This is a genomic window from Asticcacaulis sp. AC460 (assembly GCF_000495795.1).
In the GTDB taxonomy this organism is placed as follows: Bacteria; Pseudomonadota; Alphaproteobacteria; order Caulobacterales; family Caulobacteraceae; genus Asticcacaulis.
Genome location: NZ_AWGD01000051.1, coordinates 1 through 14,211, shown reverse-complemented (window position 1 = coordinate 14,211; position 14,211 = coordinate 1). Strand labels below are relative to the sequence as shown.

General features: G+C 60.4%; 13 protein-coding genes. 7 read left to right on the top strand and 6 right to left on the bottom strand.

Annotated features, from left to right (window positions below; translation table 11 throughout):
- Positions 1 to 41 precede the first annotated feature (41 nt).
- On the bottom strand, positions 42 to 1,034 hold the full coding sequence (locus tag ABAC460_RS47805) for a retropepsin-like aspartic protease (RefSeq protein ID WP_081716707.1): 993 nt from the start codon (positions 1,032 to 1,034) through the stop codon (positions 42 to 44).
- A 163-nt stretch (positions 1,035 to 1,197) separates the two neighbouring features.
- Between ABAC460_RS47805 and ABAC460_RS47800 the strand changes: the two genes are divergently transcribed.
- From ABAC460_RS47800 to ABAC460_RS48720, 5 genes are all read left to right on the top strand, one after another.
- Positions 1,198 to 1,503 carry a hypothetical protein gene (locus ABAC460_RS47800; protein ID WP_023456025.1) on the top strand — a complete coding sequence of 102 codons (306 nt, stop codon included), beginning with the start codon at positions 1,198 to 1,200 and terminating at the stop codon, positions 1,501 to 1,503.
- A 298-nt stretch (positions 1,504 to 1,801) separates the two neighbouring features.
- Complete coding sequence (gene ctrA / locus ABAC460_RS47795) at positions 1,802 to 2,503, top strand: response regulator transcription factor CtrA (protein WP_006273621.1); 702 nt, start codon at positions 1,802 to 1,804, stop codon at positions 2,501 to 2,503.
- A gap of 334 nt (positions 2,504 to 2,837) precedes the next feature.
- Entirely contained in the window at positions 2,838 to 3,362 is a 525-nt protein-coding gene (locus ABAC460_RS47790) for an arsenate reductase ArsC (protein ID WP_023456023.1), read from the top strand.
- A gap of 206 nt (positions 3,363 to 3,568) precedes the next feature.
- Positions 3,569 to 3,937: an ArsR/SmtB family transcription factor gene (locus ABAC460_RS47785; RefSeq protein WP_023456022.1), complete on the top strand. Its 369-nt coding sequence runs from the start codon at positions 3,569 to 3,571 to the stop codon at positions 3,935 to 3,937.
- Between the two features lie 386 nt (positions 3,938 to 4,323).
- Positions 4,324 to 5,091 (top strand): DUF4142 domain-containing protein, encoded by a 768-nt coding sequence (locus tag ABAC460_RS48720; RefSeq protein WP_023456021.1) that lies wholly within the window; start codon positions 4,324 to 4,326, stop codon positions 5,089 to 5,091.
- 68 nt (positions 5,092 to 5,159) lie between these two features.
- Here ABAC460_RS48720 and arsN2 read toward each other — a convergent pair whose 3' ends face one another.
- The 4 genes from arsN2 to ABAC460_RS47760 all read right to left on the bottom strand — a co-directional run bounded on the left by arsN2 (position 5,160) and on the right by ABAC460_RS47760 (position 7,115).
- Positions 5,160 to 5,582, bottom strand: a complete 423-nt coding sequence (gene arsN2, locus ABAC460_RS47775; protein WP_023456020.1) for an arsenic resistance N-acetyltransferase ArsN2 — start codon at positions 5,580 to 5,582, stop codon at positions 5,160 to 5,162.
- Positions 5,583 to 5,667: 85 nt separating this feature from the next.
- The gene (gene arsC / locus ABAC460_RS47770; protein WP_023456019.1) at positions 5,668 to 6,087 is read right to left on the bottom strand and encodes an arsenate reductase (glutaredoxin); all 420 of its coding nucleotides are present in this window, start codon (positions 6,085 to 6,087) and stop codon (positions 5,668 to 5,670) included.
- Positions 6,084 to 6,779: an MIP/aquaporin family protein gene (locus tag ABAC460_RS47765; RefSeq protein ID WP_023456018.1), complete on the bottom strand. Its 696-nt coding sequence runs from the start codon at positions 6,777 to 6,779 to the stop codon at positions 6,084 to 6,086. The genes arsC and ABAC460_RS47765 overlap by 4 nt, the downstream gene beginning before the upstream one ends.
- Positions 6,780 to 6,782: 3 nt before the next feature.
- The gene (locus ABAC460_RS47760; RefSeq protein ID WP_023456017.1) at positions 6,783 to 7,115 is read right to left on the bottom strand and encodes an ArsR/SmtB family transcription factor; all 333 of its coding nucleotides are present in this window, start codon (positions 7,113 to 7,115) and stop codon (positions 6,783 to 6,785) included.
- Between the two features lie 217 nt (positions 7,116 to 7,332).
- On the opposite strand from ABAC460_RS47760, the gene ABAC460_RS0125375 reads away from it, so the two are divergent.
- Together ABAC460_RS0125375 and ABAC460_RS47755 are read left to right on the top strand one after the other, a co-directional pair.
- A complete protein-coding gene (locus ABAC460_RS0125375; protein ID WP_023456016.1) occupies positions 7,333 to 9,369 on the top strand; it encodes a calcium-binding protein in 2,037 nt (678 codons plus the stop codon).
- A gap of 128 nt (positions 9,370 to 9,497) precedes the next feature.
- Positions 9,498 to 11,639, top strand: coding sequence for a S46 family peptidase (locus ABAC460_RS47755; RefSeq protein WP_031237643.1), 2,142 nt, complete (start codon positions 9,498 to 9,500; stop codon positions 11,637 to 11,639).
- Positions 11,640 to 11,891: 252 nt separating this feature from the next.
- Here ABAC460_RS47755 and ABAC460_RS48715 read toward each other — a convergent pair whose 3' ends face one another.
- Positions 11,892 to 14,012 carry a beta strand repeat-containing protein gene (locus ABAC460_RS48715; RefSeq protein ID WP_023456014.1) on the bottom strand — a complete coding sequence of 707 codons (2,121 nt, stop codon included), beginning with the start codon at positions 14,010 to 14,012 and terminating at the stop codon, positions 11,892 to 11,894.
- Positions 14,013 to 14,211: the final 199 nt, after the last annotated feature.

Genomic DNA, 14,211 nt, shown 5'->3' with positions numbered 1-14,211 from the left:
TTACTGCAAGCGCAGGTGGCTCCGTCTAAAACCCTAACGCTCTATACCTGCTCGATAACCACATCCGGCTTCGGACTGGGCGGCGCGGCGCTGAGTTCGAACCGGATATCGCGCGACCGGTAATCCAGCGTCACCGAGGCGAACTGGCGCAGATAATCCATCCCGATCAGCAGGCTGGGCCGGTACTTGGTCTTCCACACGGCGAAGTCGGGAACATCGGCGATCACCAGCGTCCCATCGCGAAAGCCCAGGTTCTGCAGCCGGATACGCTTGGCGGGGATGACTGGTCCGGTAACCTCGCCGCCGGTCACCCCGGTCAGGGTGACATTGGCGAAGGCGAACAGGTTGGGATTGCGCGCCCTCAAGGCATTCATCAGCGAAACATTGCCAACCGAGACCTCGGCGCCGGTATCGATAAAGGCCACGGCCGTGACGGTATCGACCCGGCAATCCAAGATCCGCAGAAAGCCGCCCTGGCCCTTGGCGGCGACATGGGTGACGGTCGCGCTGTGGTCGCGCGTCACTTCAGCCGATTCTTCGATCCGCAGTGCCCCGCCGGCGAAGTCGAAGGTCACCCGCGTGCCGTCGATGGCGTCCAGCCCCAGATAACCGTCGGCCATGACGGAGCTGCGCGGCAAAACGGGCAGGTTCAGCCCCGTCCGCCGGAATGGCCCGAAGCTCAGTTCCTTGACCGGCACGGTGGCCGCCGGCACCCGCTTGGCCATGCCCGACACCATGACGCTGGGGCCGCGCGGCAAGTCCAGCTCGGCGGCGATATCCTCGGTCAGGATCGAACGTTCGGCGGCGGTGTCGACGACAAACCGGTAAGGTCCGCGGCCATTGATCATCACCTCGACGGTCAGCCGGTCTGCGGCATCGGGCCGCGCCGCCAGCCGCACCCCGGCTTCCTTGTCGGGGACGACCTGCTGCGCTCCCTGGGCGGTCACCACCTGGGCGCCCGCCATACCGGGCAGAGTGAAGCCCAGCCCAGCGCCCATAAGGCCGCGTCGCGACCAGTTATTCGTAAATGTCATCAACCCAACCCCGGAAATCCTGCTCTGACGGCAGGTCCCGCGACTGTAACATTGTTCCGCCAAAGCACCATCCCGGCGTTTACGAATTGGTGATCACCGTGACAAATCGGCCTGTGGTATAATTCGTCTTTCCGGGCTGGGGTGGGGCATTGGAGTGACAGCCATGTCCATGACCCGTGATGCCGCCCACCAGGCGCTCGACATCAATATCGGCCGCATCCTTCAGATGTACCTGACCGGCGACCTCAGCGCCGAGGTGACGCGCAACAATCTCACGCGATTTTTCAATGGCGCTCCGGAATGGCGCGGCGACATTGATGCCTGGCTGACCCGCCGGCTGAACGACATGCGCGACGGTCACGATGCCAACCACGTCCGTCACGACATCGTCCGCATGGCGGCGGCAGCCGAACGCCACGACCCGAAACTGGCCGAAATGCTCCACCCCGGTCACGAAAAAGCCGTCTGAACGGGCGATTCTGTCCCCTCGGCCCAAGACGCCGTGCACATGAGTCTTCCTTATCACACTGTGTGATTCAAAAGACTCATCTTTGGTTTCGGGGCCAAAAAGGCCGCAAACAATCCTGTGAATAAAGAGAATCCTTGACTCGCGACTCTTGCCGCCGATTCGCAAATCACCTTACGCCCTTGAACTGATTTATTAAGCTTAACCAATCTTAAGGGATTTGCTGTCTAGCATGCGTCAACGGCGGATGCATGTTGCCTCCGCAGATCTCTTTAGCCACCGAAAGCCGGGAGGGGCTTAAATGCGCGTACTACTTATTGAAGACGATAGCGCTACGGCGCAAAGCATCGAACTTATGCTCAAGTCCGAAGGCTTTAACGTCTATACGACCGATCTGGGTGAAGAAGGCGTCGATCTGGGTAAGATCTACGACTACGACCTGATCCTGCTCGACCTGTCCCTGCCCGACATGTCTGGCCTGGAAGTCCTGCGCCAGCTGCGCGTCGGCAAGGTCAACACGCCTGTCATGATCCTGTCGGGTACCTCGGAAATCGACACCAAGGTCAAGACTCTTGGCGGCGGCGCCGACGACTATATGACCAAGCCGTTCCACAAGGACGAGCTGATCGCCCGTATCCACGCCGTGGTCCGCCGTTCCAAGGGCCATGCCCAGTCGATCATCCGCACGGGCGACATCGTCGTCAACCTGGATGCCAAGACCGTCGAAGTCTCGGGCAACCGCGTGCACCTGACCGGCAAGGAATACGAGATGCTGGAGCTGTTGTCCCTGCGTAAGGGCACGACCCTGACCAAGGAAATGTTCCTGAACCACCTGTACGGCGGCATGGACGAGCCGGAACTGAAGATCATCGACGTGTTTATCTGCAAGCTGCGCAAAAAGCTGGCGGTCGCGGCCGATGGCAACCACTACATTGAAACCGTCTGGGGCCGTGGCTACGTTCTGCGCGACCCGCACGACCAGTCGGGCACCGTCGCCGCCTAACTGCGACGCCGACAAAGTTATCGAAAAAGCCTGCCGTCCTCTCGCGGCAGGCTTTTTTTGTTGCCCTCTCCCTCCTCGCAAGTGATTGAGGGCTATGGCTATCGGGGTTCCAGGCTCCCTCCTCTCCACGAAGTGGGGAGGGGGACCGCGAAGCGGTGGAGGGGTATCTTGCGGTCGGCGGGACGTCCCAAATCGTAGCGAGTTACTTCTGGCCAACATTTTTGACGTTCATGTCAAATTAACCGCTTTTCCTAACAGCTTCCTTATTCTTCGCTGATAACTTCGTTCTCGTAGGCCGAGGCAGAAGCTTCATCAGTGAGAGGGCAGTTAGCGTATGACGACGAGTGGCTTTCGGACATTCAATGTCCTGTTCCTGTGTACCCATAATTCGGCGCGTTCGATCCTGGCCGAAGCGCTTTTGAACCGGCTGGGCGCCGGCCGTTTCGAAGCCTGGTCGGCCGGTTATGACCCGGTTCCGGCGATCAGCCCCTACGCCCTGGCCCTGCTGCACAAGATAAATTACAACCCGGCGCGCCTGGCGACCAAGCCGATCACGGCCGTCATGGGCAAGCACGATCCGGCCTTCGACATTATCATCCGCCTGTGCCCGGATCGCCGTGGCAGCTCGCGCACGCCCCAGTTCAAGGGCAACCCGGTCGTGGTCGACTGGCACCTGCCGGATCCGTGCGACGTCATGGGCACCTCGGCGACGATTGCGGCGGCCTATGCCGACGTGTTCGACATCCTGGCCGGCCGGGTCGATGTCATGGCTAATATGCCGCAGGCGATGCTGGAGGGTGAAACCCTCGGCGCGCGCCTCGAACGCATGGGCGAAAACCACCTCCGCCTCGCATCCTGACCGCGACGGCATCGAATAAAGTGAAGGGCAAAACCTGAGCGTGTCCCACGGGGAGGTGGGGCACGCTCTTTTTGCGTGCAGATCGTGTCCGGCAATCGATTAACATGGGGATGAACCTGCGTTATTTTTCTTGCCGCCTTTATGTTTCCATAGTTTTGTAATAGTAGAAAACTGAATTCTGAGGTCGGTTCCTGTTAGGTTGAATTATGACGAGCGATGATGCGGTGGTGAACCTGTTTGCCTTGGCGCACCCTGGGCGTTTGAATGTGTTCCGCACCATCGTCAAGGCCGGCCCGGACGGCATGGCAGCGGGCAAAATCGCTGAAAGTAACGGGATTCCGGCCAATACGGCGTCGACTCATTTGAGCATCCTGACGGGTGCCGGACTGTTGACGGCGTACCGCGACGGCCGGTCCATCATCTACCGCGCTAATTTTTCTCACTTTTCCGAATTGTTGGGCTTCATGCTGGAAGACTGCACGGAAAACCACCCGGAAGCGGCCGAGTCCCTGCGCGATTATTTCAAGTCGCACCCGGCCGTCGCGGCACCGGTCAAGGTCGCCAAGGCCAAGTGAGTTTGGTACGGTTAACACAACCCTAAGAAAGCGCCGAGCTCAGCTCCGGCGCTTTTTTTCATCTTATCGTCCCTCGCTTGCGGGGGAGGTGTCGAGCAAGCGAGCGCCTTATGGGGCGAAGTGCGTCGAGACGGAGGGGGCGTAGCAAGCTCCAATCTATCTTGAGAATAGCCGTCTACATTCCCAACAATCGCCTCGGAATCGCCAAATTTCGCCAAATATCTGAGTATTTTTACGCATTCCTGATTTTATCGCCAAGGTCTTCACAGTCTATATTTGCTGAAAAAGCCCTTTGGTGTCACATTATTACCTCTGATGACTGACATAGTCTGCGTCCTGCTTGGGGCTGTCGTACAGCCACCCCATGCCTTACAAAGGAGACTGTCATGAAAGCTCGTTATGCTTATAAGATCACCGGTGTTCTGGCTGCCATTGTTGCAGCTACGGCCTTGAGCGCCACGGCCCAGGACACCACCGCGACCGATCCGTCGGCGGCCGTTCCGTCTCAGGCGACTGTGCCGGGCTCGGTGGCGCCGTCCACCACGCCGGCCCCGACCGTCGAAGCCCCCAACACGACGGCCACGCCCAACCCCACGGCTGAGCCGGCCGTAGAGACCCCGGCGACGCCGCCGGCCAATCCGGACGCCGCCGCCGACAGCGTCGCCCAAACAACTCCGGACGCCACGCTGCCGGACACCGCCCCGGCCGTCGCCGACGCCTCGGCGCCCAAGGCCTTCATGCAGCAGGCGTTCCTAGCCAATGAGTTCAGCGCAGCCGCTGCCGAGATCGCCCTGCAGAAGGGCTCGACCCAGGAAGTCAAGGACACGGCCCAGTCGGTCCTGAACGACGCCACCAAGACCCGCGCCGGCATGGTGACGGCGATCCAGACCTCGACCTCGGACATGCACTTCGACCAGAACTGGGACGAGGCCTATAAGCAAAAACTGGCTGATCTGAACACGCTGGAAGGCGCCGAGTTCGACGCCAAGTACCTGGAACTGCAGGGCCAGGTCAGCCACGACAGCGAGGGCCTGTACCAAAGCTTCGCGGCGACGGCTTCGGACGAAGCCGCCAAGACCTTCGCCTCGGCGACTCTGCCGACCCTGACGGCCCAGAACGACGCTTTGGAATCCGTGTCGCAGGGCGGCCAATAACCCTTATCGCCTCATACAAAAGAAGCCTCGGAGCGATCCGGGGCTTTTTCGCGTCATGCAGGTCCGCTCTAAATCCGTAACGACATGCACAGAGCGCTGGCAGGGCACAGGCCTGCAAACTCGTCTGACCGCGCCACGGCCTCCGGCGCAGACCCGCGCTCCGTAATCCGCCAGCCGAGGTGGCTGAAGAAGGGTTCGGCGGTCTTCGTCAACAGCCATAGGCTGGAAACGCCGCGTAGTCTGGCCTGGCCGGTGGCTTCGGCGACCAGTCGGGCGCCATAGCCCTTGCCCTTGTATTGCGGGAGAACAGCCAGCGACCGCAGAAGTGCGGCGTCGCCGTAAATCTCCATTCCGACATAACCGGTCACCTGGCCTTCGATGGACAGGTTCCAGAAGATGCGCCCAGGCCGGTCCAGGTCAATGGTCGGAAGACCTTCTGCCTCAAGACAGGAGACAAGGCCGTTATCGTGGGAATCTACCGGTTCAAACATGGAATCCAATCCTCATATCGACTCTAGGCAGACCCGCTTGCTGGCCGCGGCGGCGCTCTCCTTGCGTTCCGACTGTGGCAGAATATCAGACACGGCGACCCTCGGCATCTATCATCAGTTCGCCATCTTCCTTCTGGAACGGTCCGGCCGGCCATGTGTCCAGCAGGTCGAGCACGGTTTCGGAAGGCCGGCACAGTTTTGTGCCCTTCGCCGTGACGACGAAAGGCCGGTTGACCAGCACGGGCGTCCTGAGCATCGCGCTGAGGATGGTTTCGTCGCTAACGCCCGGCTCCAGAAGACCCAGGTCCCTTGCCGGAGATTTTGTCTCCCGCAGGGCCTGGCGCGGCGTCAGCCCGGCATCGGCCAGAAGCTTCAGAAGCGGGTCGCGGTCCCACCCGGTTTGCAGATATTCGATGACGGTCGGCCGGTAACCCGCGGCTTCGATCACGGCCAGGACGTTGCGCGATGTCCCACAGTCGGGATTGTGGTAGATGGTGGCGCTCATAGGTCAGCCTCTGAAGTGATGGGATGTGAGGTGGTTTGATCGCTGAACAGCCAGCCGAAGATGATGACGGCCAGCCCGGCACCGGCGCACTGGGCGGCGACGAACAGCGACACGGACGCAGGGGCAATGCCGGCGAAGGTTTCGGTCAGACTGCGCGCCAGGGTCACGGCCGGATTGGCGAACGAGGTCGACGCGGTGAACCAGTAGGCAGCGGTGATATAAAGCCCGACGGCCACCGGCGTAAAGTCGGGCTTGAACCGGATGCAGCCGAAGATCGTGGCGATGAGCCCGAAGGTCGCAACCCCCTCGGAAAACACCAGCGACGTCCCGTCCCGCAGCTTCGTTGAGACCTGAACGATGCTCTGGCCGAACATGGCGTGGGCCATCCCTACGCCGATAACGGCCCCGGCCACCTGCGTCAGAATATAACCGATCGCCGGCTTCAGGCCGATCTCGCGCCGCGCCGCGAAGGCCAGTGTCACGACCGGGTTGAAATGCGCCCCCGATATTGGTCCGAAGATGGTGATAAGCACCACCAAACCCGCGCCGGTCGCCAGGGTATTGCCCAGCAAAGCGATCGCGGTGTTGCCGCCGGCCAGGCTTTCACCCATGATTCCGGAGCCGACAACAATCGCCAGCAGCAGGGCCGTGCCCAGGCCTTCCGCGAACAGTTTGCGCGAGGTCGTAAACATGTCTCAGCACCCACAGGTGAGTTTGGCGATGACGGGCTGGCACATCTCCGGCGCCCCACCACAGCAATTTTCCATAAGAAACCCCAGCAGCCCCTGCACGCCGGCCATGTCGGCGAAGTAGCGAATGCTGCGCCCCTCCCGCTTGCTGCGGATCAACCCGGCATGGCTCAGCACCGCAAGGTTGGCGGACATGGTATTTTGCCGTACCCCCAGCCTTTCGCCGATTTCGCCGGCCGGCATGCCCTCTGCCCCGACCTGCACCAGCAGACGGAACACATCCAGACGTGTTTCCTGGCTCAAAGCGGCCAGGCCATCGAGGGTCTGCTTTTTATCCATATATCATGATTAAATGATATATGGATGGCGCGTCAAGATCGCATCTCGACGCAAGCGACCCATCGTATAGCCAACATGCCAGGACATGTGATTTGAAACGCAGTGACAGGTCAGATACAGCTTAAATCCTTATAAAGATTATGGATATAGATGCGCAATTCGATACGCTGACGGGCTGAAGTTGGCTCTGCCGCGATTTCACCAGAAGGAGGGTCGTATGACCCCTGTTTTCGACGCAGTTTTTACCGGTACGCCGGGCAACGACACCTATCTCGGGACAGAGTCCACCGATACCATCGACGGACTGGGCGGCCATGACTCGCTGAACGGAGGGGACGGCGACGACCTGATGATCGGGGGCGCAGGGAACGATACCCTGGTCGGCGGCAGCGGCCTCGACACGGTCTCCTTCGCCACGTCGACCTCCTACGTGTGGGTGAGGCTGGCCGAAGGCACGGCAACGAGCCCTACCGGCACGGATACCCTGTCGCAAATCGAGAACATCATCGGTTCGCGATTCAGCGACGATCTTTGGGGCGACGCCAATGCAAATCGCATCGAAGGTGGCGACGGTGAGGACGTGCTGGATGGCCGGTTGGGCGCGGATACCCTGGTGGGCGGCAACGGTCACGACTACTATGTCGTTCACGATTCCCGCACCGTCATCGTCGAAGAAGATAACGGCGGTTTCGACGATGTCAGCACCTACGTGTCGTTCGACATATCGGGAACCGCCGTGGAAAACGTCGGCGTTGTCGATCCAAACCTCGGCAACATCACCATAAGGGGCAACGGGCTTAACAACACCCTCCGTGGCTCCCTGGGCAATGAGACCCTGATCGGCGAGGGCGGTGATGACCTGCTGCGCAGTAGTGGCGGAGGCTATGACCGCATGGAAGGCGGTCTCGGCAACGATGCCTTGGATGGCAGGGGGCAGGCCGGCGACGCCACACTGATCGGCGGCGTCGACAACGACACCTATTACATAGATGGCGCCGACCTGGTCGAGGAGGCCGATCTGGAAGGCACCGACTGGGTCTATGCCGTGATGGACTACACACTGGGCAGCGCGCTCGAGAACCTGGTGCTGGAAGGCACCGCCAACCTCGCCGGGACCGGCAACAGTCTGGATAACGCGATAACCGGCACCACAGGCAACAATGCCCTGACCGGCCAGGCCGGGAATGACGTGCTGGACGGGGCGGCGGGCCAGGACACCATGACCGGCGGCGTGGGGGACGACACCTATTACGTCGATAACCTCAATGACAAGGTCAAGGAACTCCACCTTGAAGGCACAGACACCGTCTTCACCTCGGTCAGCTACAGCCTGTTCGGCCGCGCGGTCGAAGTCCTGATCATGACGGGGACCGGCGGGCTGACCGCCACGGGCAATTCCCTGAACAATGTGATGACCGGCAATGCAGGCAAGAACACCCTGAACGGTGAGACCGGCAATGACATCCTGGATGGGGCCGGCGGTCTCGACACCCTGTATGGCGCCATGGGTGACGATACCTACTATGTCAATGCAAGCGACGACCAGGTTGTCGAACTGAATGGCGAGGGCAGGGACACCGTCATCGCAACGGCCAGCTTCAGCTTGCAGGGCACGGCGGTGGAAAACCTGATCATGACGGGTGCGGCGGGCATCACCGGCTGGGGCAATGCTCTGGACAATGTGATGACCGGCAACGCCAGCAAGAACACCCTGTACGGTGACGACGGCAACGACAGTCTGGATGGCGCAGGCGGCATCGACACGATGTATGGCGGAATGGGCGACGACACCTATTACGTCAACTTCGGCGGCGACAAGGTGGTCGAACTGGCCGGTCAGGGCAGGGATACCGTCATCGCCTCGGGCAGCTATTCGCTGCAAGGCACGGTGGTTGAAGACCTGACGGTAACGGGTGACCAGAACTTCGCTCTGTTCGGCAACAGCCTGGGCAACACGCTGATTGGAAATTCCGCCAACAATATGCTGGTTGGTCTGGGCGCCCGCGATGTGCTGACCGGCGGGCTGGGGGCCGACACCTTCCTGTTCAGCCCGGGCAGCGGCCGCGACAGGATCACCGACTTCAACGCCACCGACAACGACAGCATTCGCATATCCGACTACACAGGAGGCGTAGCGACCGCGGGGATCGTCACGCAATCCGGCACCTCTGTTCTGATTACCCTCACCGCCGACGATGTCGTCACGGTGCTGAATGCCGCCCGGGCGGACGTTCTGGCTCATATAATCTGGTAAGATCTTTTTGGCGCGCAGTCCGCAGCATGAGACGCGCCGCATGGGCGGCGGGGCATTTTCAGATTGTCATAATTGAAACCATGTGCGATGCGTTACAAAATAACGGTTTTTGTGACATGAGGCATTTCATGCGTTTCTCCCTACTGGCATCGACAGCACTCACTCTGGCCATGGCGGGTTTCGCGCCCCTGGCTCAGGCCGATGAAGGTATGTGGCTGCCCAACCAGACCGCCGGTATCGCCAAACACCTGACCGAAGCCGGCCTGAAGATGGACCCGACCAAGCTCGGCGATTTCACCGCCGCGCCGCTGAACGCCATCGTCTCGCTGGGCGGCTGCTCGGCAGCATTTCTGTCGCCGGAAGGCCTCGTCGCCACCAATCACCACTGCGTCTACGGTTCGATTCAGTACAATTCGACCCCCGCGGCTGACTACCTGACCAACGGCTTCCTGGCCAAGACCTTGAAGGACGAACTGCCGGCGGCGCCGGGCACCCGGATCTTTGTCATCGAGGATCTGCGTGACGTCACCGCCCGGATGAACCAGGGCATTACCTCCGCCCTGTCCGGCCAGGAACGCTATGCCGCCCTGGACAGCAACCGCAAGGCGCTGATCGCCGAGTGTGAGGCCCAGGCCAACCGCCGCTGCGATGTGCGCGCCTATTTCGGCGGCGCCAGCTACTATCTTCAGCAGCAACTGGAAATCAAGGACGTCCGCCTGGTCTATGCCCCGGCCGGCGGCGTTGGCAATTTCGGCGGCGAGACCGACAACTGGATGTGGCCGCGCCACACCGGCGATTGGGGCTTTTACCGCGCCTATGTCGCGCCGGACGGCTCGTCCGCCGCCTATGCGCCTGACAACGTGCCCTATAAGCCCAAGGCCCATCTGAAGGTCGCCAAGGACGGCGTGAAGGCGGGCGATTTCGTCATGGTTGCCGGCTTCCCCGGCGTGACGACCCGTCTGGTCACCGCCGCCGAAGCCCGTTTCAGCTTCGAAAAATCCTCGCCCCTGCAACAGAAGCTCCTGTCGGACTATTCCGACCTGATCGCCAAGGTGACGGCCGGCGACGCCGACGCCACCATCAGATACGCCTCGATCATCAAGGGCGCCGATAACTACAAGAAAAAGACCCTGGGCGAGATTGCCGGCGCCGACGCCATCGATCTGAACGGCCGCAAAGAGCGCCAGGAAACCGCCTACCGTGACTGGGTCAAGGCCGACCCCGCCCGCACGGCCGCCTACGCCGCCGCGATCACCAGCCTCGACAGCCTGGTCGCCGAAGACCAGGCGGCGCAGTTGGATACCATGCGCACCGGCACGGTCAGCCGCGGGCAACTGCTGACGGCGGCACGCCTGGCCTACCGCTTCGCCAAGGAGCGCGAAAAGCCCGACGCTGCCCGCGAAAGCGGCTACCAGGATCGCGACCGCCGCCAGCTCACCGAACGTCTGACCACGATTGAGCGCCGCTACGTGCCGCGCGTCGATCGCGCCCTCTTCGAAGCCGCTCTGGTCGAATACAAACTGGCCTCGCCGGCGGGACAGGACCCCGCCTTCCTGGCCAAACTCGACGCCATCGGTATCGACCGCCTCTATGCCGAAACGCACCTGGGCGACACCGCCACGCGCCTGGCCTGGCTGGACAAGACCCCGGCCGAATTCGAAGCCTCATCCGACCCGTTCATTCAACTGGCCGTGGCCATGTATCCCGCCGATATTGCCCGCGAACAGAAGACCAAGGACCGTTCCGGCCGCACCCAGGCGGCGCGCTCCGTCTATGTCGCCGGCCAGATCGCCTATGAGGCCAGCCAGGGCCGCACCCTCTACCCTGACGCCAACGGTTCGCTGCGCTTCACCTATGGCCACGTCCAAGGCCGCGAGAAGGACGGACAGATCTGGACGCCTTTTACGACCGCTGCTGGCCTGCTGGCCAAACAGACCGGCAAGGGCGATTTCGACGCGCCGGCCGATTTCATCGCCCAGCTCAAGACCGGCAACTGGGGCAGCTATGCGTCACCGGAACTAGGCACCCTGCCGATCAATTATCTGTCGACGGTGGACATCACCAACGGCAATTCCGGATCGTCGACCCTGAATGCCAAGGGCGAGTTCGTCGGACTGGCCTTCGACGGCACGCTGGACGGCGTCATTTCCGACTGGTCGTATGAGGCCTCGGTCAACCGTACCATCCATGCTGACAGCCGCTACATGCTGTGGACCATGGACAAGGTCGACGGCGCAGAGCGCCTCCTCAAGGAAATGGGCGTCAAGTAATACCGCTCTCGACGAACCCTTACTTCCTTCTCCTCCCCATCTTTGATGGGGATCGGGGTGGCCCGTGCCATGGCGAGCAAGTGAGCCCCTTCATTGGGCGAAACGCGTCGAGACGGAGGGGGTCTCTTAGAGGTAATTCTCCAACGCCTTTGATATTAGAGGTTCTTGCTCCAGTTCCTGAAACCCCCATCACTTATGCCCTAATCCGGTTTTCCAACAGACGGGCAGAACGCCAGCGAAACGCAGATGTAGTTACCAGACGATTTGTGCGAGGACGTCAGCCTGGATCGCGCCATTTACAGTGATGGCATTACCGCTGCTGAGCGTAATAACGACGTTCAATCCTGTTTGGCTCACCATCGCTGGAGTCATGGCGCCACCCGTATAGGCGTTGATGTTGATGGTGTCGTTCTGCGCGATTGAGAAGTCGGTGATGGTATCCAAACCGCTGCCGGCGGTGAACAGAAAGATATCCGCTCCCAAGCCGCCCGTCAGGACATCCTTGTTCCCCATGCCATTTATGATGTTCGCGCCATCGTTCCCGGTTAGTGCATTGCTGAGGCTATTTCCGGTAGCGTTGGCTGCAGATGTTCCCGTCAAGGTAAGATTTTCAACGACGCGGCCATAAAGCGTATAGGTTGCCGTCGAGAAAATCTGGTCCTTGCCCTCTCCCGCCAATTCCACGACGTTGTCGCCGATATTCTGAACATAGTAGGTGTCGTTACCCAGGCCGCCGGTCAGGATATTGTTGCCTGCATTGCCAGTGAGGGTGTTGTTACCGGCATTGCCTGTTGCATTCACGGCCGCCGATCCAGTCAAGATCACGACTTCGAGGTCGGCGGACAGACTGTAGGTGACAGAAGCATTTACGAAATCAGCTCCGCCACCCGCAAATTCCGTAATGGCATCGTTGCTGCTGTCCACGATGTAGGTATCGTTACCACTGCCGCCAATCATTGTATCTGCGCCGCTCTTGCCATCCAGATGATCATTGCCAGCACCCGCGTCCAGAGTGTTATTGCCGCTATTGCCTGCAAGCACATTGGCGAGACTGTTGCCGGTGGCGGTGAGTGCCGCCGAACCGGTCAAGGTCAGGTTCTCGAGTTGTTTGCCGGAAAGACTGAACGACATTGCAGACGCCACCGTATCGGTCCCCTGACCGCTGCTCTCGACGATTTTATCGCCGACGTTGTCGATCAGGTAGGTGTCGTCACCCAGTCCCCCGGTCAGTGTATCGGCGCCCGAACCGCCATTCAGGGAGTTATTTCCCGCGTTTCCCGTAATCTTGTTGGCGAGACTGCCGCCTGTGCCATTCAGGTTGCTCGATCCGGTCAGGATCAAATCCTCTAGGTCGTTATTCAAGGTGAAGGATACGCTTGAATAAACCACATCCTTCCCGCTGTTCAGTCCGTCATTGATGGTCTGACTTAAATTGTCGATGTAGTAGGTATCGTTCCCCTCGTGCCCACCTAAGCTGCTCCAACCGCCACCGCCGTACAGTACGTCGTCTCCCTCTCCGCCCCCGAGTTGGTGCACAGTGGTAAGGTTGCCATTGCCGATAACTGTATCGTTACCCTCTTCTGCTTCAATGGCGTCGGGCCCTATACCGGCATAAATCAGGTCGTTGCCGATGCCGCCATAGAGATTGCCGCCATTCGTGCCGCCATGAATCGTGTCATTACCGTCGTCGCCCCAAATCTGCACGTATCCGGTCCCGCCGGAAATGGAGTCGTTACCTCCACCTGCATAGATGTCACTTTGTTCACTGCCCCCTAACACCGTGTCGGCACCGGAACCGGTGAGGAGGGACACATATTCCGCGTTCTTAACAACAGTTCCATCGGTGAGAATAATGCCGGAGGCTGTTTCTGCCTGAGCCAGATCGGCAAAGAAGTTCAAGGCCGACTGGGATCGCGAGACATAGGCCGAATCGAAGCCCTCGCCTCCGTCCAAGACGTCCACCCCGGCTATACTAAAAAGGCTATCGCCGCCACCGCCGCCGAAGAGGCTGTCGGTACCGGCGAGGTCAGACAGGACGTCGCCGGAGTTACCGCCATAGACGACCAGATGCTCCACCCCGTAGAAGTTGCTTTGCGCCCCGCCGCCATTAAGCTTCTCGATCCACGGCGCGCTATAGAAGCTTCCACCGCTTGACGTGTGCATAAGGATGACATCGGAAACTGCAGATGCGTCGATAACGAGCGTGTCCTCCCCTATGCCGGCGGACCAGGTGAACTCGCCCTCCGCATAATTTACGGTGAGGAGATTGTCGTCGGCGCCGGATGTTATGGCGGCGTCGGCGCTGTCTTCCCTCAGTACCAGAGGTTTAATGACGTCTTGCTCGTCAAATTCGTCCTGCCAGGTGTGATTCATCATGCCCTCCCGTTCAGGTGCAGTAACCATGTTCTGGATGTCACCTGTCAAGGCAGATAAGCAGAAACGCAACATGACAATGCGGACAGCGGTGGCATGTCACCAAATTGCCGCGGGCGTCACCGTTTCGCGCTTTTCGACGAGGTTTTCACAAGCGATAAAAAATCGGTCGACCGCAACAAAAAAGCCCTCCGCAAGT

Excerpts from the sequence above, each read along its gene's own strand:
- ABAC460_RS47805 (WP_081716707.1), bottom strand. The coding sequence starts at position 1,034 with ATGACATTTACGAATAACTGGTCGCGACGCGGCCTTATGGGCGCTGGG.
- ABAC460_RS47800 (WP_023456025.1), top strand. The coding sequence starts at position 1,198 with ATGTCCATGACCCGTGATGCCGCCCACCAGGCGCTCGACATCAATATC.
- ctrA (WP_006273621.1), top strand. The coding sequence starts at position 1,802 with ATGCGCGTACTACTTATTGAAGACGATAGCGCTACGGCGCAAAGCATC.
- ABAC460_RS47790 (WP_023456023.1), top strand. The coding sequence starts at position 2,838 with ATGACGACGAGTGGCTTTCGGACATTCAATGTCCTGTTCCTGTGTACC.
- ABAC460_RS47785 (WP_023456022.1), top strand. The coding sequence starts at position 3,569 with ATGACGAGCGATGATGCGGTGGTGAACCTGTTTGCCTTGGCGCACCCT.
- ABAC460_RS48720 (WP_023456021.1), top strand. The coding sequence starts at position 4,324 with ATGAAAGCTCGTTATGCTTATAAGATCACCGGTGTTCTGGCTGCCATT.
- arsN2 (WP_023456020.1), bottom strand. The coding sequence starts at position 5,582 with ATGTTTGAACCGGTAGATTCCCACGATAACGGCCTTGTCTCCTGTCTT.
- arsC (WP_023456019.1), bottom strand. The coding sequence starts at position 6,087 with ATGAGCGCCACCATCTACCACAATCCCGACTGTGGGACATCGCGCAAC.
- ABAC460_RS47765 (WP_023456018.1), bottom strand. The coding sequence starts at position 6,779 with ATGTTTACGACCTCGCGCAAACTGTTCGCGGAAGGCCTGGGCACGGCC.
- ABAC460_RS47760 (WP_023456017.1), bottom strand. The coding sequence starts at position 7,115 with ATGGATAAAAAGCAGACCCTCGATGGCCTGGCCGCTTTGAGCCAGGAA.
- ABAC460_RS0125375 (WP_023456016.1), top strand. The coding sequence starts at position 7,333 with ATGACCCCTGTTTTCGACGCAGTTTTTACCGGTACGCCGGGCAACGAC.
- ABAC460_RS47755 (WP_031237643.1), top strand. The coding sequence starts at position 9,498 with ATGCGTTTCTCCCTACTGGCATCGACAGCACTCACTCTGGCCATGGCG.
- ABAC460_RS48715 (WP_023456014.1), bottom strand. The coding sequence starts at position 14,012 with ATGAATCACACCTGGCAGGACGAATTTGACGAGCAAGACGTCATTAAA.